This window comes from Paenibacillus sp. Y660 (assembly GCF_057221575.1).
The window spans coordinates 123,087-144,953 of record NZ_JBXBBJ010000010.1 but is presented as its reverse complement, the minus strand read 5'-3'; the positions used below and the strand labels follow the sequence as shown (position 1 = coordinate 144,953).

22 protein-coding genes and 1 pseudogene are annotated in these 21,867 nt (G+C 48.4%); 8 read left to right on the top strand and 15 right to left on the bottom strand.

Annotation, left to right across the window (positions count from 1 at the left end; all coding sequences use genetic code 11):
- Position 1: 1 nt before the first annotated feature.
- Genes walK through AC2TDN_RS14060 form a run of 4 tightly spaced genes read left to right on the top strand, consistent with a single transcriptional unit; the run spans position 2 to position 4,921 of the window.
- A complete protein-coding gene (walK, locus tag AC2TDN_RS14075; RefSeq protein WP_484688427.1) occupies positions 2 to 1,852 on the top strand; it encodes a cell wall metabolism sensor histidine kinase WalK in 1,851 nt (616 codons plus the stop codon).
- Positions 1,849 to 3,300, top strand: coding sequence for a YycH family regulatory protein (locus AC2TDN_RS14070; protein WP_482066236.1), 1,452 nt, complete (start codon positions 1,849 to 1,851; stop codon positions 3,298 to 3,300). Before walK ends, AC2TDN_RS14070 begins: the two co-directional genes overlap by 4 nt.
- Before the next feature lie 25 nt (positions 3,301 to 3,325).
- The gene (yycI, locus tag AC2TDN_RS14065) at positions 3,326 to 4,081 is read left to right on the top strand and encodes a two-component system regulatory protein YycI (protein WP_482066235.1); all 756 of its coding nucleotides are present in this window, start codon (positions 3,326 to 3,328) and stop codon (positions 4,079 to 4,081) included.
- Positions 4,082 to 4,114: 33 nt separating this feature from the next.
- Positions 4,115 to 4,921 carry an MBL fold metallo-hydrolase gene (locus AC2TDN_RS14060; RefSeq protein WP_482066234.1) on the top strand — a complete coding sequence of 269 codons (807 nt, stop codon included), beginning with the start codon at positions 4,115 to 4,117 and terminating at the stop codon, positions 4,919 to 4,921.
- Here the strand turns inward: AC2TDN_RS14060 and AC2TDN_RS14055 are convergent.
- Positions 4,890 to 5,111, bottom strand: a complete 222-nt coding sequence (locus tag AC2TDN_RS14055; RefSeq protein WP_482066233.1) for a hypothetical protein — start codon at positions 5,109 to 5,111, stop codon at positions 4,890 to 4,892. The genes AC2TDN_RS14060 and AC2TDN_RS14055 overlap by 32 nt on opposite strands.
- Before the next feature lie 162 nt (positions 5,112 to 5,273).
- Between AC2TDN_RS14055 and AC2TDN_RS14050 the strand changes: the two genes are divergently transcribed.
- The 3 genes from AC2TDN_RS14050 to rlmH all read left to right on the top strand — a co-directional run bounded on the left by AC2TDN_RS14050 (position 5,274) and on the right by rlmH (position 7,820).
- Entirely contained in the window at positions 5,274 to 6,647 is a 1,374-nt protein-coding gene (locus AC2TDN_RS14050; RefSeq protein ID WP_484688426.1) for a S1C family serine protease, read from the top strand.
- A 401-nt stretch (positions 6,648 to 7,048) separates the two neighbouring features.
- Positions 7,049 to 7,216: a CxxH/CxxC protein gene (locus AC2TDN_RS14045; protein ID WP_063845975.1), complete on the top strand. Its 168-nt coding sequence runs from the start codon at positions 7,049 to 7,051 to the stop codon at positions 7,214 to 7,216.
- A gap of 124 nt (positions 7,217 to 7,340) precedes the next feature.
- A complete protein-coding gene (gene rlmH, locus AC2TDN_RS14040; protein ID WP_053373454.1) occupies positions 7,341 to 7,820 on the top strand; it encodes a 23S rRNA (pseudouridine(1915)-N(3))-methyltransferase RlmH in 480 nt (159 codons plus the stop codon).
- A 151-nt stretch (positions 7,821 to 7,971) separates the two neighbouring features.
- On the opposite strand, the gene AC2TDN_RS14035 is transcribed toward rlmH, so the two are convergent.
- From AC2TDN_RS14035 to AC2TDN_RS13975, 13 genes and pseudogenes are all read right to left on the bottom strand, one after another.
- A complete protein-coding gene (locus AC2TDN_RS14035; protein ID WP_484688425.1) occupies positions 7,972 to 8,877 on the bottom strand; it encodes a hypothetical protein in 906 nt (301 codons plus the stop codon).
- Between the two features lie 80 nt (positions 8,878 to 8,957).
- Positions 8,958 to 10,628, bottom strand: coding sequence for a recombinase family protein (locus AC2TDN_RS14030; RefSeq protein ID WP_484688424.1), 1,671 nt, complete (start codon positions 10,626 to 10,628; stop codon positions 8,958 to 8,960).
- Positions 10,628 to 11,053, bottom strand: coding sequence for a recombinase family protein (locus tag AC2TDN_RS14025; RefSeq protein ID WP_484688423.1), 426 nt, complete (start codon positions 11,051 to 11,053; stop codon positions 10,628 to 10,630). The genes AC2TDN_RS14030 and AC2TDN_RS14025 overlap by 1 nt, the downstream gene beginning before the upstream one ends.
- On the bottom strand, positions 11,054 to 12,628 hold the full coding sequence (locus AC2TDN_RS14020) for a recombinase family protein (protein WP_484688422.1): 1,575 nt from the start codon (positions 12,626 to 12,628) through the stop codon (positions 11,054 to 11,056). It abuts the gene before it with no gap.
- Positions 12,625 to 12,843: a hypothetical protein gene (locus AC2TDN_RS14015; protein WP_484688421.1), complete on the bottom strand. Its 219-nt coding sequence runs from the start codon at positions 12,841 to 12,843 to the stop codon at positions 12,625 to 12,627. Before AC2TDN_RS14015 ends, AC2TDN_RS14020 begins: the two co-directional genes overlap by 4 nt.
- Before the next feature lie 107 nt (positions 12,844 to 12,950).
- A complete protein-coding gene (locus AC2TDN_RS14010) occupies positions 12,951 to 13,265 on the bottom strand; it encodes a DUF960 family protein (protein ID WP_484688420.1) in 315 nt (104 codons plus the stop codon).
- Positions 13,266 to 13,724 (bottom strand): JAB domain-containing protein, encoded by a 459-nt coding sequence (locus AC2TDN_RS14005; protein WP_484688419.1) that lies wholly within the window; start codon positions 13,722 to 13,724, stop codon positions 13,266 to 13,268. It abuts the gene before it with no gap.
- Positions 13,721 to 14,098: a hypothetical protein gene (locus AC2TDN_RS14000; RefSeq protein WP_484688418.1), complete on the bottom strand. Its 378-nt coding sequence runs from the start codon at positions 14,096 to 14,098 to the stop codon at positions 13,721 to 13,723. The genes AC2TDN_RS14005 and AC2TDN_RS14000 overlap by 4 nt, the downstream gene beginning before the upstream one ends.
- Positions 14,099 to 14,567: 469 nt before the next feature.
- Positions 14,568 to 16,541, bottom strand: a complete 1,974-nt coding sequence (locus tag AC2TDN_RS13995; RefSeq protein WP_484688459.1) for a DNA primase family protein — start codon at positions 16,539 to 16,541, stop codon at positions 14,568 to 14,570.
- Between the two features lie 75 nt (positions 16,542 to 16,616).
- Positions 16,617 to 17,153: pseudogene (locus tag AC2TDN_RS13990) on the bottom strand (bifunctional DNA primase/polymerase); the annotation flags it as partial.
- Positions 17,154 to 17,313: 160 nt separating this feature from the next.
- Positions 17,314 to 17,706 (bottom strand): hypothetical protein, encoded by a 393-nt coding sequence (locus AC2TDN_RS13985; RefSeq protein WP_484688417.1) that lies wholly within the window; start codon positions 17,704 to 17,706, stop codon positions 17,314 to 17,316.
- Between the two features lie 34 nt (positions 17,707 to 17,740).
- Positions 17,741 to 18,136: a hypothetical protein gene (locus AC2TDN_RS13980; RefSeq protein WP_484688416.1), complete on the bottom strand. Its 396-nt coding sequence runs from the start codon at positions 18,134 to 18,136 to the stop codon at positions 17,741 to 17,743.
- 111 nt (positions 18,137 to 18,247) lie between these two features.
- Complete coding sequence (locus AC2TDN_RS13975; protein WP_484688415.1) at positions 18,248 to 18,901, bottom strand: hypothetical protein; 654 nt, start codon at positions 18,899 to 18,901, stop codon at positions 18,248 to 18,250.
- 362 nt (positions 18,902 to 19,263) lie between these two features.
- On the opposite strand from AC2TDN_RS13975, the gene AC2TDN_RS13970 reads away from it, so the two are divergent.
- The gene (locus AC2TDN_RS13970; protein WP_484688414.1) at positions 19,264 to 19,698 is read left to right on the top strand and encodes a hypothetical protein; all 435 of its coding nucleotides are present in this window, start codon (positions 19,264 to 19,266) and stop codon (positions 19,696 to 19,698) included.
- 58 nt (positions 19,699 to 19,756) lie between these two features.
- On the opposite strand, the gene AC2TDN_RS13965 is transcribed toward AC2TDN_RS13970, so the two are convergent.
- Entirely contained in the window at positions 19,757 to 21,865 is a 2,109-nt protein-coding gene (locus tag AC2TDN_RS13965) for a hypothetical protein (RefSeq protein ID WP_484688413.1), read from the bottom strand.
- Positions 21,866 to 21,867: the final 2 nt, after the last annotated feature.

Below are 21,867 nucleotides of genomic sequence, written 5' to 3'. Positions count from 1 at the left end.
GATGAAGGGAAAGAGCTTCTTCCGTACGATTCAGGTTAAGCTGGTCATTATTTATTTGCTGCTCATCCTGGTGGCGATGCAGCTCATCGGCGTTTATTTTATTAGCACCGTCAAAAATTCGTTAATCGACAGCTTCACGAACAATTTGAAGGAGCAGGCAGATATTTTGTCCAAATTCGCAGCTCCGAGCTTAGCGGCAAAGCCTGAAACCGAAGGCGATTCTCCGGAGAGCACGACAGAGGATCTCAGCCTTGTCGTTCAAAATCTGTTCAGTATTACCGGTGCTGAGGTACAGGTGCTGGATTCGAACGCCAAGGTGGTAGCGACCTCCGTACAGGGCAATCAGTCGTATATCGGGAAGAAGAACAAATCGCTTGCCGTGAGCAGGGCGCTTCAAAATATTACCGATAACGAGCAAGAAATTATAGATGAGGATAATACGCGCATGAAGATGATTGCGCAGCCGGTAACGATAAACGACAACAAGGTCGTTGGCGTGGTGTATGTCGTAGCGTCCATGAACGAGCTGTACAAGACGGTGAACCGGGTCAACCAAATCTTTTTCTCGGGGACGTTAATTGCGCTTGGCCTTACAGGGGTGCTTGGCGTATTGCTCGCCCACACCATCACAAGTCCGATTCAAGGTCTGACCAAGCAAGCAGAGGCGGTTGCGCAAGGAAAATTTGATCTTCAGGTGCCGGTGCTTGGCGATGATGAGATCGGCAGCCTGAGCAAGGCGTTCAACGACATGACGATTCGGCTCAAGGAAGCATTATCGGTCAATGAAGAGGAGAATGAGAAGCTTGCTTCGATCCTCTCCAACATGAGCGATGGCGTGGTTGCAGCGGATGAGAACGGCAAGGTGATCGTATGGAACCGTAGGGCGCTCGAACTGCTGGACGTACGCACCTGCGAAGGCTGCGCACTGTCCGAGCTGTTTGATTTGTCCGAGGAGAGATTGTCTGAGCTGCAGCAAGGGCGCGGTCAAACGATGCTTATTGAGCGTAATTTCGATGAGCAGGAGCTTGGCGAGGGCAACGAAGGGCTGCTGCGTGCAACTTTTACGCCTATTCATCGTCGAGATAAAGGGACAACGGGTACGATTGCGGTGCTGCAGGATGTAACAGAGCAGGAGAAGCTGGAGCAGTCGCGCCGCCAGTTCGTTGCGAACGTTTCGCATGAGCTGCGGACACCGCTTACGACAATCAAGAGCTATGCAGAGGCGCTTAACGATGGTGCGCTTGAAGAGCGTGAGCTATCCGAGCGCTTCGTCGGCGTCATCCGCAATGAGACCGAGCGCATGATTAGGCTCGTAACCGATTTGCTGCATTTGTCTCGTCTCGATTCCAACCAAGCGCCGCTTCGGCGAAGGCAGACCAACGTGCATGATATGCTCGACGAGGTGGCTGACCGCTTCTCCTTCCAGCTTCGGCAGAAGTCGATTAAAGCGGAGGTACGGGTGGACCGCGGGCTTGAGTTCGCATGGCTTGACCGCGATCAAATCGATCAAGTGCTTGATAATTTATTTTCCAATGCGATCAAATACACGCTGGACGGTGGAACGATTGAGTTAACGGCGAAGCAGCCGGCGGATTCGGCATTCATGGCGATTAGCGTGAAGGATACCGGGATCGGTATTCCAAAAAAGGATCTTACTCGTATTTTTGACCGCTTCTATCGTGTGGACAAGGCACGCTCGCGCAATATGGGCGGCACGGGGCTCGGACTTTCAATTGCCCGGGAAATTGTGAAGGCGCATGGCGGTACGATTTCTCTCTCTTCCGAGCTCAATGAAGGAACTGCGGTTACATTCACCCTCCCGCTGCTGCAGGAAGGGGGTGAGCCTTCATGAAGGAAAAAATAAAAACGACAACGCTGATCGTGCTAGTGGCACTCAGCCTCCTGCAAAGCTATCTGCTTGCCTACAGCATGCCTGGCCTAGGCGCTACGGTAAGAAGCGACCAGGAATTATTCAACGCAGAGCCGATGGGGCCGGCGACGAGCGTGGAGAGCGTTATTTTTCCAGAGGAGCTCGTCATTCATCTGGGCAGCAACAAGCATACTGTGATTTATCCGGGTACCCAGTTCTATGACATGATTCTTAATCAGCGCATTCAGGGTAGAGAATTTAAGGGCTTCCAGCGAAACCCTTCGGACGTGCTGAACTGGGAGGAGATCCGGAAGAACGATATCGGCATCGAGCTGCGGTTCGATAACGGCATTCCGGTTGAGCTGCTGCAAAAGCTGCTTAAGCTTGAGGGCGATCTGCTGTTCTTGAACGAGACGATTGATCGGATCTGGATTTTTAAGACGACAGGCTCAGAGGAAGTGCGAACCTTCTTCTTCAGTGCGGACGGCCAAATGGTCTATGAGTCGGTTCGCGCGGATCTTACGGTACGCGACGTGCAGGATTACGTAGGCTTCGGGCAATTCCAGCCCAAGTATACGATGACGGCGGACGGTCTCTATCTCCCGGCTGCACCAATTCAGTCAAAGGAAATGGTATTTGCTTATGAGACTTATTCGCCTGATTTGATGCAGCGAAGCTTGTTCGATCCAAGCACGACAAGAGCAATCGAGGATCGAAGCGGCTCACAAATCTACACCGATGGCAAGCGGGGCTTGCAGGTGGAGCAAAATGGCAAGTGGATTAGCTATACCGATCCAAGCGCGCCGCAAATTACGGAAAATCTGCTCAGCGACAACGTGTATGCTTCGGTAGATTTTGTGAACCAGCATGGCGGCTGGGATGGCGTTCACCGGTTCGTTGCGATGCCGGGAGAGGAAGGAAAGTATATCCGATTTAAACAGTACGTGGAGCAGTATCCTGTCATTGAGACGCCGCCGTTCCGCTATGGGTATATGAAGCTGACGCTGCAGCAAGGTGTCGTAACGGAATATGCAAGATCGCTTATTACGATTGGCTCGCAATCGGAATCACGTAATGTTCGGTGGCTGCAAGGCGGCGAGGAACTGCAAAACAATCTCGAAAATTACAGAAAGCGTGATGACGTAAAAGCTTTATTCCCAGCGCTGCAAGCAGCGCCTGTGGATGATAAGCGACTGCGGTTTATACCGGTGTGGGCTGTTCGTCTCAACGATGGCACAGAAGAGGTGCTGGTAGAGGCATATCCGATCGGATTTGAGCCATCTAAGCAGGTTGATGCCGAAGAGCAAGGGGCGGATGGCAGCACGAAGGATGATTTAGGTGCAACGGCAGAAGGCGGCGCGGGTGCTGTCAGCTGGGCTGCCGGAGGAACGATGCAGCTGCTCACTGGAAATGCCGGCGATATGCGATAGTATAGACGGTTGGGGGTGAAGGCGAGTGGATTGGGGTCGGGCGAAAAACGTGCTTATTATTTCGTTTTTGCTGCTCAATATTTTGTTGGGCTACCAGCTGTGGCTGGATATCCGGGAGCAGCTGAACATTAATGTAAATTCGGCAGAGCTGCCGCAGGATAAGGTGCTGCTTATGCAGCAGAAGCGTATTTCGCTTGAAGCCAATCTGCCGCTGGAAACGCCGGAGCTTGGGGACTTAACATACTTGCTTCACTCTGACAGCCGCAAAAATGCGGAGCCTGTCATACTGGACAAGCCTGTAGATAGTACGATTATTTATTCGAAGACACAGCTAGTAAAGACTTTAGGGGACAAAATTCCCGAGCTTGATCAATATGCATTCGATCTGCTGAACAGCAGCGTGGACAAATTCGTCTTATATCGCGTAGTCGATGGTCGTCCGATGTTCGATGTGAAGCTGACGCTGTATATTAGCAATCAAAAAATAACCTCCTTTTTGCAGGACCGCGTAGAGCTGCTCGGAACGGGAGAAGCAAAGCAGGTGCTGCCGGCCGCGAAGGTAATGGCGAGCTTAATTGAAACCTATTTGCCGGATGGGGCAGTCATCTCTGATATTCAGCTTGGCTATAAAGGTCAAATCTTCGATTCGGAGAAGCAAGTATCGGTGCCATCATGGCGGGTTATGCTTGAAAATGGCCATTTGCTTTATGTACACGCAATAAGCGGCGAGGTTGCAACGGATGAAGAGCAAGGGGAAGCGGCAGCGAACGGTTTACGTTAACGGGAGCGGGAGAAGGGACAGGAAAGAGCGATTATGGGACTTCGATTTACAGTACTTGGGAGCGGCTCGACCGGGAATGCAACAATTGTACAGGGGAACGAGAAGACGGTCATTGTTGATGCGGGAATGAGCGCGAAGAAGCTGGATGAGCTAATGCGCGAGCGGGGAATAACGGGCCATCAATTGGACGCGTTGTTTGTTACGCATGAGCATTCCGATCATATTAAAGGCTTGGGCGCTTTCGCAAGAAAGTATAACTTGCCCATTTATGCGAATGAGGCAACATGGGCTGCAATGGAAAGACATGTCGGTACCATTGCCGCAGAGAATCGTGTCATAATGGAGACATGCGAGGAGATCGCCTGCGGGTCGATGATGGTGCAATCCTATCCAATCTCGCATGATGCGGCGGAGCCGGTAGGCTACAGCTTCGTAGAGGATGGCGAGAAGCTTAGTCTTGCAACCGATCTTGGGTATATAAGCGAGAAGGTCAAGCGTCAGATCATTGATTCAGATGTACTTGTGCTGGAAGCGAACCACGATACCGAGATGCTTCGAATGGGACGTTACCCATGGAATACGAAGCGTCGTATTTTAAGCGATGTAGGTCACTTATCGAATGTAGCGGCAGGCGAAGCCTTGCTTGAGCTCATGACGGACCGAACGAAACGTGTCTATTTGGCTCATTTGAGTCTTGATCATAACTTAATGGATTTAGCGATGCTGACCGTGAATACAATATTAGAGGATAACGGAATATTTTATAAGAAGGAAGAGCATCCGCTGCGTGCTACATACCATGACAGGCCTACGCCATGGGATGAAGTGAAGCGGAAATAAGCGATTCCAGCTGCGCATCAAGCGCATCGGCTTTGGAGCTGAGCTCTTCTCTCGTAATGATGCCCTTCTCTATGAATATCTCTAGCATTGCGCTTAAGGTAAGAACGGTACGGTAGTGGTCATCCTTCAAATCTGCCAGCTTTGCAGCAAGCTGTACATGTTCCCAAGCTGCGGGGGTTTTCGCTTTCATATGAGCAACTCTCCTTTGGCGGGACGGTTCAACAAAATATTTTTATGATTTCGTGTACGCGTCGTCCGAATCTATTATTATTTTAGTCATTTCTTTCGAAAACATTCCTATATTGAAAAAAATAGTCTTGATGTCCGAGAGACATCGAGAGGAGCGATCGTAATGAGCTTATTCGACGACGATTTTTATTCAACCAAAGTTTCCAAGCGCGCTGCTCGCGAGAGCAGGAAAGAAAACTTTGCTTTTCCATATAAAAGCGGCGGGCGCAAGTGGTCCAATGTCCGCATTGCCTTCGTATCCTCAATAACGAGCGCGATTGCCGCAACGCTGTTGTTCGGTGTTGTTTTTGGCGGAGGCGGCGGTATTGGCAGCGGCGGAGCTTCTGTTGCGACAGCAGGCGGTGTTCAGGCCATTGATCCGCTTGAGCGTCCTATACAAGCGTCTGCAAAGGTAAGGCCAGCCGTCGTAAGCATCATTAATTTGCAAAAGTTTTCACTCGGAATCGGCAACGGTGAAGCGCTGCCGGACGACTCGAAGGATAAAGGTACGCTGCGTGAAGCGGGTGCAGGTTCTGGCGTTATTATAAGCAAGAATGATGGCAAAGCTGTCATCGTTACGAATTATCATGTCATCGATCAAGCGCAAGAGGTGAAGGTCATACTGATGAACGGTGAGGCCCGCGATGCTCGCATAGTCGGCAAGGATCAGATTACAGACCTGGCCGTGCTTGAGATCGATGCCAAAGGCATAGATGTCGTTGCGGAAATCGGCGACTCGTCGACGCTTCGCCCTGCTGAATATATTATTGCGATCGGCAATCCGTTAGGGCTCGGGGAGTCCGTTACGACGGGCAGTGTGAGCAAGACGAAACAAATCGTGCCGGTATCGCTTAATCAGGACGGCGTGTACGACTGGGAGCAAGAGGTTATTCAAATCGATGCTTCCATCAACCAGGGCAACAGCGGCGGGCCGTTGATTGATTTGAACGGACGCGTAGTTGGGATCAACAGCATGAAAATTGCGGATCTCGGCGTTGAAGGCATCGGATTTGCGATTCCGATTAACCTGGCTATGCCAATCGTGGAGAGCTTGATTAAGCAAGGACATGTGCCGCGTCCTTATCTTGGCGTCTATACAATGGACTTGGAGCAGTATTGGGAGCAGAAGGGCTTTGAGGATTCGCAAGACGATGCTGGTGAGGAAGGCTTGCTTCCTGAGGCGGACGGCACTAGTCAAGATGAAGAGACTGGCGATGGAGATGTTCTAGAGGGCGGCGGAGCGCCTCTGAAGCTGCCGGATGAGGTTTATGACGGCGTTATCGTGCTTGAAGCGGTTGGTCCCGCTAAGGATGCGGGCCTGCTGTTCAACGATGTCATCGTTAAGCTGGATCGCCAGTCGATCGGCAGCACGATGGAGCTGCGTAAATATTTGTACACTCAGAAGAATATTGGCGATGAGATTGAGATTAGTTACTACCGGGACGGGGAGCTAAAGAAGACTCATTTTAAGCTGGGTGAGAAGAAGGATGAGGAGTAGGGCGTAAAGAGTAATGAGTAAGAGTAAAGAGCAAAGAGAAAAGAGAAAAGAGAAAAGAACAAGAGCAAAGAGCAAAGCTTAAGTAGAAACCGTGATGTCGAAATGGGGAACCATTTTGGTGTTGCGGTTTTTTTGTTGGATCTTAGGGAGAAGAAGGAACAGTATGAGGGGAATAGTTTGTAGGGATTAGTGTGGTAAGGTAGTGTGAAGAGCAAAGTGTGTAGGGATTAGTGCTGTGATGGTAGTACGAAGTGCAAAATGCGGGGCCGTGCAGAATTTGTCGTCTTCACATGGAGAGGCGTTTTCTGCTATGCTGTGTATAGATATTTTGGACAGACTGTAAAGAGAAGAAGGAAAGATGATCGGGAATACAATCAACTAGGATAGGAAGCGTGTAGAGTATGTATTGTGTGTGTAAAGAGCATATGGAAACGGCATTAGACCGATTTGTAGATGAATATGAGGATGCACCGGATGTAGTGGATCTGAAGGAGACGCAGTTTGCCGATTGGGATCCTCCGCGCAAATGCGATTTCTGTGATGAGCCAGCTACTTTTTTGGTGGTTTAGCAGAGATTTTAGAGATATGTAAGAAGATAAAGGGATGTAGCGGAGATTTTAGAGATATGCAAGAAGATAAAGGGATGTAACGGAGATTTTAGAGATATGTAAGAAGATAAAGGGCGTGTAAGGCATGCATATACAAATAGCTGCCGTAGGCAAGCTGAAGGAAAAGTATTTGGTGCTTGGCATAGCGGAATATGCCAAGCGGTTAGGGCCTTACGTGAAGCTTACGCTCACGGAAGTGCCCGATGAGAAGGCGCCGGAGACGATGAGTCCGGCGGAGGAAGCGATTGTGCGCGAGCGAGAGGGCGAGAGGCTTCTGGCGCAGCTGAAGCCTGAAGCGCATGTTGTCGCGCTCGCGCTTGAAGGCGAGCTCTGGTCAAGCGAGGACCTCGCTGGCCAGCTCGATAAATTAGCCACGTATGGGCGGAGCCACGTGGCTTTTGTTATTGGCGGGAGCAATGGTCTTGCTCCCGCTGTTCTTAAGCGCGCCCAGCAGAAGCTGAGCTTTGGGCGCATGACCTTGCCGCACCAGCTAATGCGTCTGGTGCTGGTGGAGCAGATTTATCGAGCTGTGAAGATAAATCGGGGGGAACCGTATCACAAATAATCCGAAACTTTTGACCTTAACCGCACACGGGGCGCGGAAAGGTGCCCCATAGGGCAGGGTGGGGGTGAGGCTACCCATGGGAAAGATCGTTGTGCAGGCGGGCTAGTGCGGGCTGTTTTGTTGCCCTTGAGCAGACCAGTTGTGAGCAGAACTAGCCGTTTGAGTCTTTGAGCTTTCTTAGGTTCAAGGTCTTTTCAGTAGGATCACCCATTTCGGTAAAGAAAAGAAAGTCATGAGTGAGGCTCTTCTCGTTTTTCTCATAATCTTCCCATGACCGATCGTGTTCGTAGTAGACTAGTCCCACATGCGGAGCAAAATACTCCCGGCTGGTGACGAAGGTCTTATTGTGGCCTTTGTATTCCATTGTGATTTCTTTCTCCAACACTAAACATTGTTCAAAAAGCTGTCCAGAAACAGTAACGCTTGCAACCCCTTTGGCGACCATTTTAGTGGTGTCGCTAATATCAGTCAAATCAAGATCTGAGTTATCGTAGAAATATTCTTTTCTAAATTGAATAGATAAGGGGTACTCAATCCGAGGAGTGGAACGCCACTTTATCTCACCGTTGGCTTTCTTATCCCCAGAATAAACGACTTCTTCGTCTTCTAAATTTAAAGCATATATCCTGTAAGTCATCTTGTCTGATTCACCACTAGAAAAAACATTAGCGGTGCCTGTGAGAAAATAGTCATTTACATATTCGTTTTCAAGAGAGACCGTACCATCTTCGAATGAATTGATCCAGCTCTGCAGATCCGTTCCACCAGTGGTTACGTAACGAATACTGTTACCTAACGGAAAATAGTCAAGGAAATCGACGTCTTCACTTGGCACTGTGAGGGTTCCGATTTGAACAACATCTTCTTTCTGAATGGCAATTTGTTTGGCTTCGGAAGATTCATCCTGTGATTCGTTTTCTGTAGTTGGAGTATTGGAGCTAGTAGATTCTGCAAAAGCTTCGCGTGTGGATTCAGACTTTGTACTTGAATTGTCTGAACACCCAACGATGATAGTCATAATAATGATCATTACTTGCAAAGAAAATAATCGATACAATTTCTAATCAACTCCCTGGTTGAAATTAATAAGAGAACATTACAATATTCGACGGAGGTTAATAAAAACCTCCAATTACGTTAAATAATAACGATGAGCTTTTGGGTAAGCATCGGAACTTCCCCTAACAAAGGGAAAGCCCCTTCCACCGCTGTTGCGGCAGAAGGGGCTGCTCTTAAAAAATGGTGTTGCGTCATTTCGTCGAAGATCATTTCGATCTTGTCAATCTTTTTGTCGCTTGAAACAGTGACTTTGTTGATAATCAAGTGCAAAAGTGTCTTCCGTTGGTCGAAGGAAGATTCATTCAGCAAGTAATCGAAACGTGAAATTAATGATCGAACTGCTTCGTAGGAGACTGACTGAGAATGATCTCCGTCCAACTCGAACTCCAACTCTGATCTTCGAGCGTGAAGCAGATCAAGCTCCTTTTCTAGCTCACCAAGCCGTTCCGAAAAGAGCTTGCGTTCGAATTGGTCAAGCTCATACAATTCAAGGTACTTAAGCTTCTTACCCTGGATATCGTCCAATCGAACGCGTACTGCATTGAGCTCCTCCTGAAGCGGTTTAATACGGTTGATCTTTCGATCATTGATGGTTTTTACAATCGGTCGCAGAATGTGAGGCTTTAATAATACCTCTTTGATTCGGTTAAGCACATACCCCTCTGCATACTCCTGTCGGAGTCCGTTCGACTTGCAAACGGCGCTACCCTTATTCCGAAGGTTCCCACAGACGTAATACATCCACTTTTCCGGACCGTTTTTCGACTTGTTCTTCGTTGGGTTTGCGGTCATTGCAGCGCCACATTGCGGACAACGGAGTAGCCCAGTCAACAAACACTCGCCATGGAACCGTTTGGTGGAAGCATGGCCTTTTTTATTTCTAAGAAATTGAACCTTATCCCAAAGTGATTCTGAGATGATGGGTGGATGGTTACCTTCGGTGATCATCGGTGATGGGTTTTTACCCTTTCTTCGTTTTTCGCTCCAATTGAGATACCGACAATACCGCACCTTACCCACGTAGAATGGGTTCTCGATAATATCCCTGATAGCGCAGATCGCAAATGGATTTCCTCTTTTAGTAATGTGGCCATCATGATTCAACTCATTAGCAATTGACCTGAGACCACGACCTGAGGCGTATTGCTCAAAAATCCGCCTCACGATGGTCGCTTCTTCGGGTACCACGTCGATGCGTGTTTCGCGCTTTCGTCCATTATAGGAAAGAACCTCAACCTTGTATCCGATTGGTGGTTTGGCAATGTGTCCACCGGTACTCGCGCGTTGCTGTGAGCCCATCTTGGAGTTAGCAAGGATTGTATCGCGTTCCAGCTCTCCAACGGCACCCATCATCGAAAGTGCAAATTTGCCCATCGGGGTTTCCGTCTCGAAGCTTTCAGTAAAGGAACGAAAAGTGATGTTATGCTTTCGGAGATGCTCGACGATTCGGAGAAGGTCAATGTTGGAACGAGCCAATCGATTAAACCGTAGTACCAAAACCTCATCGAAGAGTCCTTTTTCAGCATCGTGCAACAACTTTTGTAGTTCGAAGCGTTTGGTGATATTTTTCCCGCTTACGCCGCGCTCTACATACTCTTTGAAGATGACCTTCCCGTAAAGGTCGCAGTAGGCTCTCAACTGATGGAGTTGGGCATCAATGGAGAAACCGTGTTCGGCTTGTTCCTCGGTGCTGACCCTTACATAGATGGCGACCCTTGCAGGAGTTAGATTTTCTTGAGCCGGGAACATCACTCAGCTCCTAGCTCAGCCTGACGCTGATTTTCGTAATCCACGAAAGCAGCCATCATTTCTAGAGAAAATCGACCCATTGCTGTTCTTGTAGTTAAAGAGTTATCGACAGTTGTGACATGTATACCCTGTGACAGAAAAGCTTCACATATTTTGACAACATCACTAATGCTTCGCGAAAGATGACTAAGGCTGACTACCAACACTTCGTCGAACGCTCGTTCCTTCGCTCTTTGAAGCATTCGTTGGAGGGAGGGACGATCAAGGTTGTTACCACTGAACGAAGCATCAACATATTCTTCAACGACTATCTTTGATGTTAAATCGCAATCCGCCCGCAATTGTGAAAGTAGGTTTTCAATTTGGATCGCCTTTTCTTTAGTATTAGTACGGACGTAAAGAGCAACTCGATTAGATGTGTTCATTTAAAATTCCTCCATTTGGTGTGTGATTTTTATGTTCAAGAGTTCAGCGGTTCCGACAATGGTTGTGCCGCTTATATCCCTGTTAGACGGGACTATAATTTTTTCGACGAGTAAACGTAGTAACTTTTTTTGACGGTCTTCCGTAGCGGAGTCCAGTACCAGACGTAACTCTTGCAATGCATCCCTGATTTTTTCAATAGGGAATGTCTGACTAGGTTGTCCTGCTAGTTCACGTTCCGTCGCATCCTTTTGATAGTAAAGCTCCAGTTGACGGCTTTTTATGGTACTCAACGATTCCAACAGTCCTTCATGAGATAAGCTGCTGTTCTCGAATGCTTGAAAGGCCTGCTTCTGATGGCTTTCCAACTGAGATAATTCCATGTTGAACTGCTGAAGGTTATCAAGAAGCGGCTTCCTAAATTTATCCTGTTTTGCGGTAGCCGCTTCGGTAATACTCTCGATGGCAGTTGAAGAATTAAGCAGTCTTTGAAGTTGATTGAAGAACCATTTTTCTATTTGGTCCGCATTAATATGATTTGCGCGGCAGACCGCTGACCCACCGGAATTGAAGCTACAACAGAAGTAGAAGTAGTTCACACGGATGGTACCGTCTTTGCGAGTGCTTTTGTTATGTCTAGGTACCATGCTTTTTCCACATTGGGGGCACTTTAGCAAGCCTGTCAGCGGGAACTTTCTATTAATTGAGCATGTGGTCACTTTAGAACGTGTACCATAGATGTCATGAACCTGCTTCCATAGCTCATTGGCTATAAGGGGCTCTTGTTCCCCTGTAGCCCACTCAATAGGAACAGCGCCCTTTGAACGCCGGTTTTCTGTTACATTAAAGCGGATCATGCCGAGGTAATTCCGGTTTTGCAGAATTCCCTTTACGGAAAGAATGTTGAAAGGCCTTCCTGTTTTCGTTTTATAGCCTTCATTGTTTAATCGGTTGGTGATAGCTTTCAGTCCGTATTGGCCAGATGCGTAGAGCGTGAAAATGCGGCGGACCAGTTCAGCTTCCTCCGGAACAATTTCAACTTTGCCAGTTCTGGCTCTAGGGCTTCTAACCCAACGGTAGCCAAGAACATTGTTGCCGCAGTTCCATTTCCCCTGCCTGCCTCGCTCTTGTGAGCTTAGCCTTACGTTTTCGGCAATGTTGTCCCTCTCAAGCTGCGCGGCGGCACCCATCATTTGTAGAACAAAGTTGCCTAGATTGGTGTTCGTATCGAACTGCTCAGTGAAGCTTCGCAGAGAAATGTCATACTGCTTAAACAACTGGACCATTTCGAGCAGGTCCGGAAGGTTACGGGATAACCGGCTAATTCGCCAAACAACAATTATGTCGAATTGGCGCGCTTTTCCGTCCTCCAGCATGCGTTTAAGCTCTAGTCGACCACTTGTCGATTTACCTGATACCCCGGCGTCAATATAAACATCGTAAACGTCGAGTTGGTTCGCCTTGCAATACTTTCGAAGAGCTTCAAGCTGTCCATCAATGCTGTAACCGTGCTTAGCTTGTTCTTCCAGGCTGACCCGCGCGTAAAGAGCGGCGCGGGTACCTTTTAGAGGCATCATGCGATGAGCCTGTAATCCATCGTTCCGAGTAGTTCGGCGGTCATTTGGTCGTCCAGTTGAGCTTCGGATTCGCAGTCCATGATGGCAAAGACAGCTTCTCGTACTGCTGACGGTACGGAACGGCTTTCTTTCTTGCCGATGAAAGATAAAATCATATCGGCAAGAATATCGAATGCAAGCAGTAGCTGAGCGTTATTTGTAGTGGCGATGTCCATTGGATTGCTCCTTTTACTTTTTCTTTTTTTGATGCTCAATGATTTCAATGACAAGCTGTGTAGCTGCGATGACTAACGCGATAATGGCTTTTTTCATGTGATCCGCCTCAGTATTCGTCCGGCAGAAGCATCGTGCAATAATTGCCGTTGTCGATAATCCAGACAGTGACACCCGAAAGTGGCGCTCTAATGCCGGAGATTTGGTACTTCTGCTTGCGTTCAGGCTGTTCTTGTTTCTGCCGGATGCATTGGTACACTTGGCCATCGGCATGGACAATCGTAAGCGAGAACACCTGCAGGTAGTCTATTACCTTACCATCGTTCTGGTCCTGGTCGAGGATGGACCAAAGGGCATTCTGGATGTCAGAGCCAATCGAATCATTTACGCCTTTTGTCACGTACCGTGAATCCCTGGATAACATCTACATCAGCCCCCGTTCCTTCATGCTTACGAACTTGCCATCGCCTAGAATGATGTGGTCCAGCAACTCAATACCAAGTAGCGTACCGCTGTCCCGTAGCCGTTCTGTCAGTTCCACGTCCTCCGGGCTTGGAGTTGGTTCACCGGATGGATGGTTGTGCGCGGCGATGATCGAAGCTGAGTTCGCGAGAATGGCCAGCTTAAAGGTTTCGCGAGGATGCACCAGCGACGCGTTCAAGGTTCCAGTCGAAACATGATGCAGTGCCGTTGGCTCGTTTTTGGTATTCAGACAGAGAATGCAAAACGTTTCTCTGTCGCACTCACCGATGAACTGATTGAACAGATTTGAGGCATCTTCAGGTGTTCGAATCGTACGGTTCGGGTAAAGAAGCGACGTTTTTTCCCTAACCATGCGTAGCGATAGAATCTCGACGCGCTTGGAGACGGTCTTATTGCTCATCGTAAGGCACCTCCGGTCACAGCTTGTTCATCCAGCCATTTTGCAGTTTCGGCATTGATCACTTCAGAAGGGATCAGGTACTGGACAAACCAGTCGTTGTCCAGTAGTCCTCCCGCACGAAAAACGATCACACCTTCAAGGTCGAGTCGTTCGATGTACTCGTAGCCAAGCGGGCTCGCCTCAAGCAAAGCGACAATTTGATCGCCCGGATCACACAAGATGACAGGGTTTCGCAGAAGGTGCGCTTCCCGGTCCTCGAGATCAACCTCCGCTTCGAGGGACTGGAGAAGCTCGCTTGTGAAGCGGCGCAGGGGCTCGAGGAGAGTGTTAGGGTCAAGCATAAGTAAATCACTAGAGGATTGTAGTATTTTCATGATCATTGCTCCCTTTGAATTGGTATCAAAATCATGATATATTTCCGAATTTTGGTTTAAAACGATTTTGCCTACCCTTTTGCGGCTTCAAAGGGACCACTGCAGGTGTGTGGACACCTTTACAGTCCTTGGCAAGTCCAAGTTGACCCCACCAGCCCCCTTCTAGCAGGCAGGAGAGTTCCTCCGCTTTCGGAGTCGATAGGTCTCCGGTAGACTCGATCTGCTTGGCGACGGGGTGAGTTCTCAATCTGCTTGTGTTGTGGTGCTTCGCTTTAGTGGGGCAGAGTGGGGGTGGGGAGCGACCTTTTTTCCCTAGTGCCTCTCTTTCAAACTCCCACCACAAAAAAACTTCTGTCCCGCAAAAGTTACGAAACGCTCCCCCACTCTCTGCCACTGACGGTGGAAAGAGGAGGACGAGACCTGCCGTTCAAGTCGGGCGGTACTTTGCTCGTCCAAGTGGAAGGGGGAATCAAACTTTGTCGTCGGGGTCGTCCTCGAACAACTGCCGCAGCGAAGGGCTCTGATCGGCGTTCATCCTACGACCTTTTTTCAAGGAGATGCCCTCGAAGTAGTCGTTGCCGTTGCTTTTTGATTCTGTGTATTCGATCCGTTCTTCATCCAAAACCTGTCGGAACGATTCCCAAAACTTTTTAGCGGTCATCTCGGCGAGCCCCGAATGTCCGTTCTCTCGACACCAGCGTATGAATTCATCTCTAAGCTGCTTGCGTAAAACCCTTCCCGCGCCAGGGGCTGGTTCAACGTAGTCGGTGACAAACGAAAGCATCGGGTTGATTGTTGCTCGGTACTCAGCCAGCATCTGTTCGGCCGCCTCTGAATGGCTGAAATCGTAGTTTTGCTCTCTCAGCCGTTTCAGGCCTTCCAAAGCGAAGTTCAGAATGCCGGGCAATTCTGCTTCTAGCTTTTCGCGTAGATGTTTGTCAGCCGTACTCTTGCTAAATCTCGCCCGAAAGGGAAGGATGATGAGTCTGCGTGGGAACGCGGGAGACTTATCCCTGCTATACGGGAGCCTGTTTGTAGCGAAGACCAGCTTACAAATCGGCTCGTACATGAAACCCTTACCGTGCTTGACATCGACATGGATGGGATCACCGGAAACGATAGCCTTAAAATACTGCGTATTCAGCCCTTTGTCGTCAACTTCATTTTCAGCTGCGAGGTTGAGTATTTTTGAGACGATTTCATGCCGGGCGAAAGGGTTCTCCAGTTCGGCGAGCGGAACGCTGCTCGTGTTCTCGCTGCCGCAAAGCGCCTTCAGCACGCTTAGGAGTACGCTTTTGCCGTTGCTGCCCACGCCGTACAAAATAAAGGCCTTTTCCGCTCGTGTCTCCGCTGTCAGACAGTAGCCAAACATCTCCTGCACGACACGGATCAGATATTGGTCCTCTTGGAAGACCTCGTTCAAGAACAGTAAAAACTTCGGGCACTCCGCATCCGGATTGAATGGAATCCGTACCTGAATGCTTGAGTGGTAGCTGCGATCGTGCGGCAGCAAATCGAAGCTGGTCAGCGACTTCATCCCGTTCTGAAGGTTAATATAGTCGCGTTGCCCGTCCAGATCGTCTAGGTACTCGGCCTCGCGCAACAGAGCGCCGACGTACTGCTGCTCCAGTAACTCCGTCCAAAAGTCAGGCACGAGATCGTGGAGGAAGTCCCGCAACCTACGCTTGATGGCAAGATCGTTCAGTTGGTTCCAGACACCCCTCTCGTAAAGGTAGAAGCGTTCTCCATCAGCCACTCCGAGATTGAGCTGGGTCAACACGTACCGAGCGTACTTGTTTTGGTTCATCCCGGTCGGCTTACCGTTTTCGTCGATGTAAAATCCTTTCTCGGCAAGCGATCCTTCACCAGCCTGTGTTTGGGCGAGAAGGATTTTTGTGTCCCTTAGCGCTTGCTGGAAGGTTCTCATCGGTACTTTGGCAGCGCGAAGCCTCTGCTCCAGACGTGCGAAATCGGCTGGAGAATGGTTTTTCAGCCTGAGAAATGCTTGCAGGACGTGCCGCTCCAGGTGGGCACCGTGGTCTCCGGATTCCAACAGTTCGACCGCTTTTTGAGCCAACTGAAGGGCTTTCTCGGTAGGATCAGTTTTCAGGAGCCTTGCGGGACTGTTTGTTGTTTCGCCATCGGCATTGCGCCGCACGATTCCGTGGCAGCGTTCGATCTGCTCTGGGCCACACCCAAAGGTCGCACAACGGGTGGGACCGGCCTTGTCTTCGCTGTTTACTAGAAGACGAATGCGTTCCTCGCTCTCCGCGTTATGCTTTACGGAAGCACTCGAGAACGCCAGCGCGGCTTCTGTCGTTTCGCTAGATCGGATAAGCAGGCTTTCCCAATGAAACCAGTCGTTGTAGCTAATGCCGTCGTTCTGTTGGACCTGCCAGTGGTCAGCAAACTTGGCACATCCCTCGGCAAGTTTGTCGATCACATTTGGTTCAACCCCAGGACTGGCTTGTTCTACATTGACTCGAGATGTCATCTCCCTGATCAACCACAGAGGCGCGTTCGCGCAGTCTCGTTCCCAGGGGGAACCGTTCTCCTTCCACTGGTACACTGTTCCGTTATGGTGTATGGAGGGAGGCATGACAGTTAGACCACCTTCCCCAAGTAAAGAGCATTCCTGATGGTCACCATTGGCTCGCTGGGTTCTTATTCGCAAAACCATGCCATGCGGTATTTTGTACAGGAGACGTCGCCCGCTGCCTGTTGAAAACTCCCAGGTCTCTGGCAAGTCTCCTTGGCTCCACTCGGCAAGTAACTGCTCTCCACCTTCCCCATCTACGTCAATGCCTACGTAACCGGATTTGGAACCAAGCAGGAGCCCGATGTTTGCGTCGGAGAATTCTGAGCACCATCTTGAGGCTTCCTCTTCGGTTGGCACGCCTCTGTTTCGCCACTTTACGAGAGGAGCCTTCCCAGGACGGGGACACGAGTCCACGTGAGTCTCGGGGATGCCACTATGGTCGTGAGAGCAGAGTGGAATAATGGGCAGGTTTAACTTTTGATAGATTTTGAAGTGACGCTGTATTGCCCCGTGCATGCGTTCATGCAAGATCAAGTTATTTGGTTCTAACATTAGCTTCACCACCTGATGATTTTCGAAATAATCAGCGAAGTTTTGCTGACCTAAATATAGAGGCAATGGGTGTAATCTGTACGCCTCTGTGATTTCAATTCGGGGGAGCTAGGCTCCCCGTGGATCATTGTACTTGTGGAGCAAAACTGAACCGACGACCATCCTGTTCCATGACGAGCGCAATCTGCACGCTATCTGGAATGCCTTCTCCAGAGAATTCTTGCAGCTTCTCCCTGATCTCGGCATAGTGGTTTAACAGATCGCTGATACTAGAAATCTCAGCTAGACCGAAAATATCATCGGGATCATCAAATGATAAGATCCGAATGCCGCTAAGGCTGTATTCACGGGCCGAATGATCAAAAGAATGTGTGAAATCCTGGATCGCCTTCAGGACTGTCTTACTTGGAATGGCTGATCCCGTAATCGTCACTTCGACGCCTATGGGAATCATTGCTGAGTCTTCGCAAAACGGGGCCGTAGGGCGTATATGTTCCTCATTGATTTTGCTACTCATTTGCTCCTTCTCCTTTCATCGTGAATTCAGAACTTTAGACATTTAGAAGCAAGGAGGAACGCAGGTGTTCTTGATTGGCTTCCCGAAGAGACAGCGGACGGATTTCCAACTGAAGCCGTTCGAAAGTGATCGGGAAGTCAAGCGGGGCCTCGGCCAGTAGTGCGTATGCGTTCCAGACCACTTCTACGAGCTGTCCGTGGCTCCGGAGTCGAACCGGAACACTTAGGTCCCAGAAGAACAAGAAGCCTGAATCTGTTTCTTCACACCGTTCTGGTTTGGGCAATTCCTTGGGCCAGTCAGACAGAGGATTGGGAGTAGAGTAGGGCGTCAGAAAATAGCTGCCGACAAGGCCCAGCAGCGATATTTCCATTTGATTAAAATCCTCCCATGATACCGAATGAAGTTGAGGTTCGTTAAACCAATTTCTCATGCTTTATGTCTCCTTTGGCGGTAATTGATGTTGAAATAGATGCTGGTTCTTTAGACTCACAAGGAAGAAGCTTGGAGAGTGAGAATCCAAGCCCCGCTGGCAAGGTGTACCTTATTCAGCTTTTTTCCTCAAAAGCTTCTTACGGAGACTGGGTAAGGCATCGGAGTCACTTGTTTCAGAGTCTGCCGGGATTTCCAGTAGATCCATCTCCGGCACCGTCGAATCATCTTCTCCAATTCGTGCTGATGGCGGCGGGAGCATTGTCTCATTTTCCTGCTCAGACGAAGTTGACTCGAGTACTGACGTCAGCTCTGTTTGTCTCAGCGGAACAAATGCAACAGGTACTCCATGTTTGGTTAGATTTTCGACCTCGTAAAATGAAATGCTGGATCGGCCCTCGAAGTTGAGATTGAACATGGCCGTCAGCATTTCTACCAATTGACCGGAATACACGCACGGTTTTTTGCCAGCCTTCCGTAGGACGAAAGATGTACCGCCTCCATCGGGAAGGAATTCACTTATGCCGATTCCTTCCGCATTGGCAGTTATTTGAATGCTTGCTGGCGATCCGATGTATTCGATCACCTGCTCACCAAAGACTGCGCGTTTACCGAATTTCGACGTGTTAACAAGCGTGAACGGACTATTCCTGGCAGATGCATGGTTGCTCTTGTATACGACATGCAGCGGTACCAAATCGTCATAGCTCCGTTTCTGTGGATCAAGCGGGTGTTCGTTGTTCTTGTCATTAATGTTGGTTTCCATAAGTACCCCTTCCTTTGGCAACAATTCATTGCCATTTCGATTTTGTTTTGCAGTTCACGACGGTCTGTAGTTGACGCTTTAAGGTAGGGGCTCGATTTTTGGTCACGAGCCTCTTTCCTCTGGATGGTTTAATAGACGTTTGTGCCCGTATTTCATGCGGTAAACGTTTCGTGGAGGTTAAAGGCTTGAATCTCCTCAATAAACGGGTGTGCTGCAAGAAATATTGATCAAACGCCTATACAGATTAGTTCAATGTTAAAATTTCAAAAAAGTGTACCACTGCAAATAGAAGCATCTTGTCGTGGTTACTTTCAATGAATTAAACTGAAATAACGATTCAATACAGTAGAGGGGTTCTAGATTTGTTAGAGGTCGAGAAGCAGCGGGAAATCGTTTATCTTAGGCTAGTTGAGGGTCTTTCCAAGCGAAGAGTAGCTGAATTGTGTCAATGTCATCGGAATCAGGTTAGTAAATACGAAAGCATATTTATGAAGCATATAAAGTTGGAGCAGGAATCTCAAAAGATGGATTTCTCCCATTCAGAATTGATTGATTACATAAATACCGGCAGGTGGGTGAGGGAACCACTTCAAAAGAGCCTAATCAGGGAGGTAAGGCAAGTTGAAGAGAAGATAGCAAAGAGGAAGCCAATTGAACGTCCTGTTAAAACAATGAAGATTTTTGAGCAGATGAGAGATCAAAAGGAATATTCAAATGATTCGGCTGACCTTGAACAGAAGGGCTTGAGTTATTCCACGATATATTTAGTCCATAAAGCAAGTAAAGAAAAAAAATAAGCAAGAGCCTTCTCCTGAGCACAGGAAGAGTATCTCTTGCTTATCTAATCATACTGAATTATTGGATCTGATTCGAAAAATCCGGGAACGGAGCGTCGGGATTATCCTCGGTGCCCATCATAAACCCGTAAACCTCAGATGTTCCTTTCCGTACGAATACATTTCCACCCATTCCTTCAGCAGCAGAATAGCTAATGTAGTAGAAGTAGGCACCGTCAACTGTCGTGATATCGTACTCTGGGAAATCATACGATGCCATGAAGTTGTCCGGATCGAGGGCTTCAACGAGCTTGATGGCATCCGCTGCAGTTTGGGCCGTATTGGCCGAAACAGGCTCTTGTTCGGTTTCCTCATTTTCAGCTGCAGCACTCTCTTTTTGACTTTGAAGGAATGTATCGACTTCCTCTTTAGTCACCCTAGTTAGTTTTAGATTGTCGTTTCCTCCAGATTCATTAATGGCAAGCGAGTCTTTGCTTAAGACTTCTAAGGTCGTCTGATTATTTGGATCATCCGAGAAAGAAATGTCTGCTGAATCTGAAGTCGAATTTATGACTTGAATAGCCTGTTCGGTAGTAACGCCTTGTGGATCGTAGCTGATAATCTTTGAGTCTTTGGTAAACTCCATATAGGCCTGTCCATCTTCTTCACTAATAGTGAGTTTCCAGAAGCCGACCAGATCGTTCAGTGTCACGAGCTTTTCGTAAAGCATAAAGTCAAGGAAATAGATGTTGTTGTAATCGGTGACTTTATCCAGTGCTTTTACAGGCTGTTCATGCCGATTTGTGCGAACAAACACCTCGCCAGAAGTCGTTTGATAAGCAAGATAGGTTAAGCTCGGATCAGCCGAGTAGGCTTCAACGCTCTCGGCCAGTTTGATTTTTTCCTTAACAGGACTTGCCGGGCGATCGGTTTCGGATTTGTCGTTTTTCTTATCCGATTTCGAGTCTAGTGTCAGGTCAATGGTGTAAAGCGCCTTATCCTTGTCCCAGAAGAGGACGGAATTATTGTATAGATGAAAGCTGGCCAGATTGCTTCCGATCTTGACCTTTTGCTCGCCGGACCGCTTAAAATATAGGTTGTCATCGGTATCGGTAAAGGCGATACTGCTACCGTCCGGAGCAACTTTGAAGCCAGTTACATTATCACCTATTTTAACTTTTTCATTAGGGTTTAGCGTTTTTAAAGTAGCAGCATCGCTGTTTTGATCATTTGCTTTACCGTCACCTTCCGCGTCACTGATATCCTTCATATATAAGCTCTTATCTACATTCAGGAAATAGATGAAGTCACTCATAGCCGGAAATTGAAATAGGGTCACGTCCGAAGCGATCTTGGCTTTTTCGTAGCCAGCCTTTAAGACCATCAGTTCACCCTTCGCGGAATTTTCCCGGTATTCATCCAGGTATGCTAGTGTCAGATTGTCGTCGGCAAAGCTCGGATTAAAGAATCCTTGGGAAGCGATCTTCTCTTTATCCGTACTGGTAACGTTTTTGATGTACACGCTGCCATCCAGATTTTCCATAGCCGTTATGTTTCCATCATTGCTGACAATGAATCTGGACACATCCGAAGCGATCTTTTCTTTATCGGCTTGGTCAGCCGCTTTACGGTAAAGGGCAGACTCGGCGTCCACAAACGTAGCGATTTTTCCATCTTCCGTCAGGCTGTAGTAAGAAGTGCTAACGTTAGAAGCAATCTTCTCCTTATCACCACTGAGCGATTTGTAGTAAAGATCACCTGTGAGGCTTGAAAAGTCACCGCTATTCAAGGATTGCAGGTACAGAATCGCCGATTCATCTTTGGAAACAACGACGGAGTTAGGAAACACATCGCCGGATACTCGCTCTTCCGTTTTCTCGGCTACTTTTACCATGAGATGAAAGTCTTTATTCAGGTATACGAGCGTTTTGGTGTTGTAGAGGTATTGGAATTGACCGGCCAAAACATCGGAGGCCACTTTTTCACGTTCGCCAGTGCTTGTTTTGATGTATAAATCGCCTTGCCCTTCAGCGGCTTCATTTTCTTGGTAAAGAAGAAGCTCGTCCTTGACGATACTGATCGAAGGGTCCTCTTGATAGCCCTGATTGTTAGCTTTATTGTCCGCGTTGGAACAGCCTGCAACCATGATTGCAATTATGAGGACGGTTAAGGTAAACCATTTTTTCATAT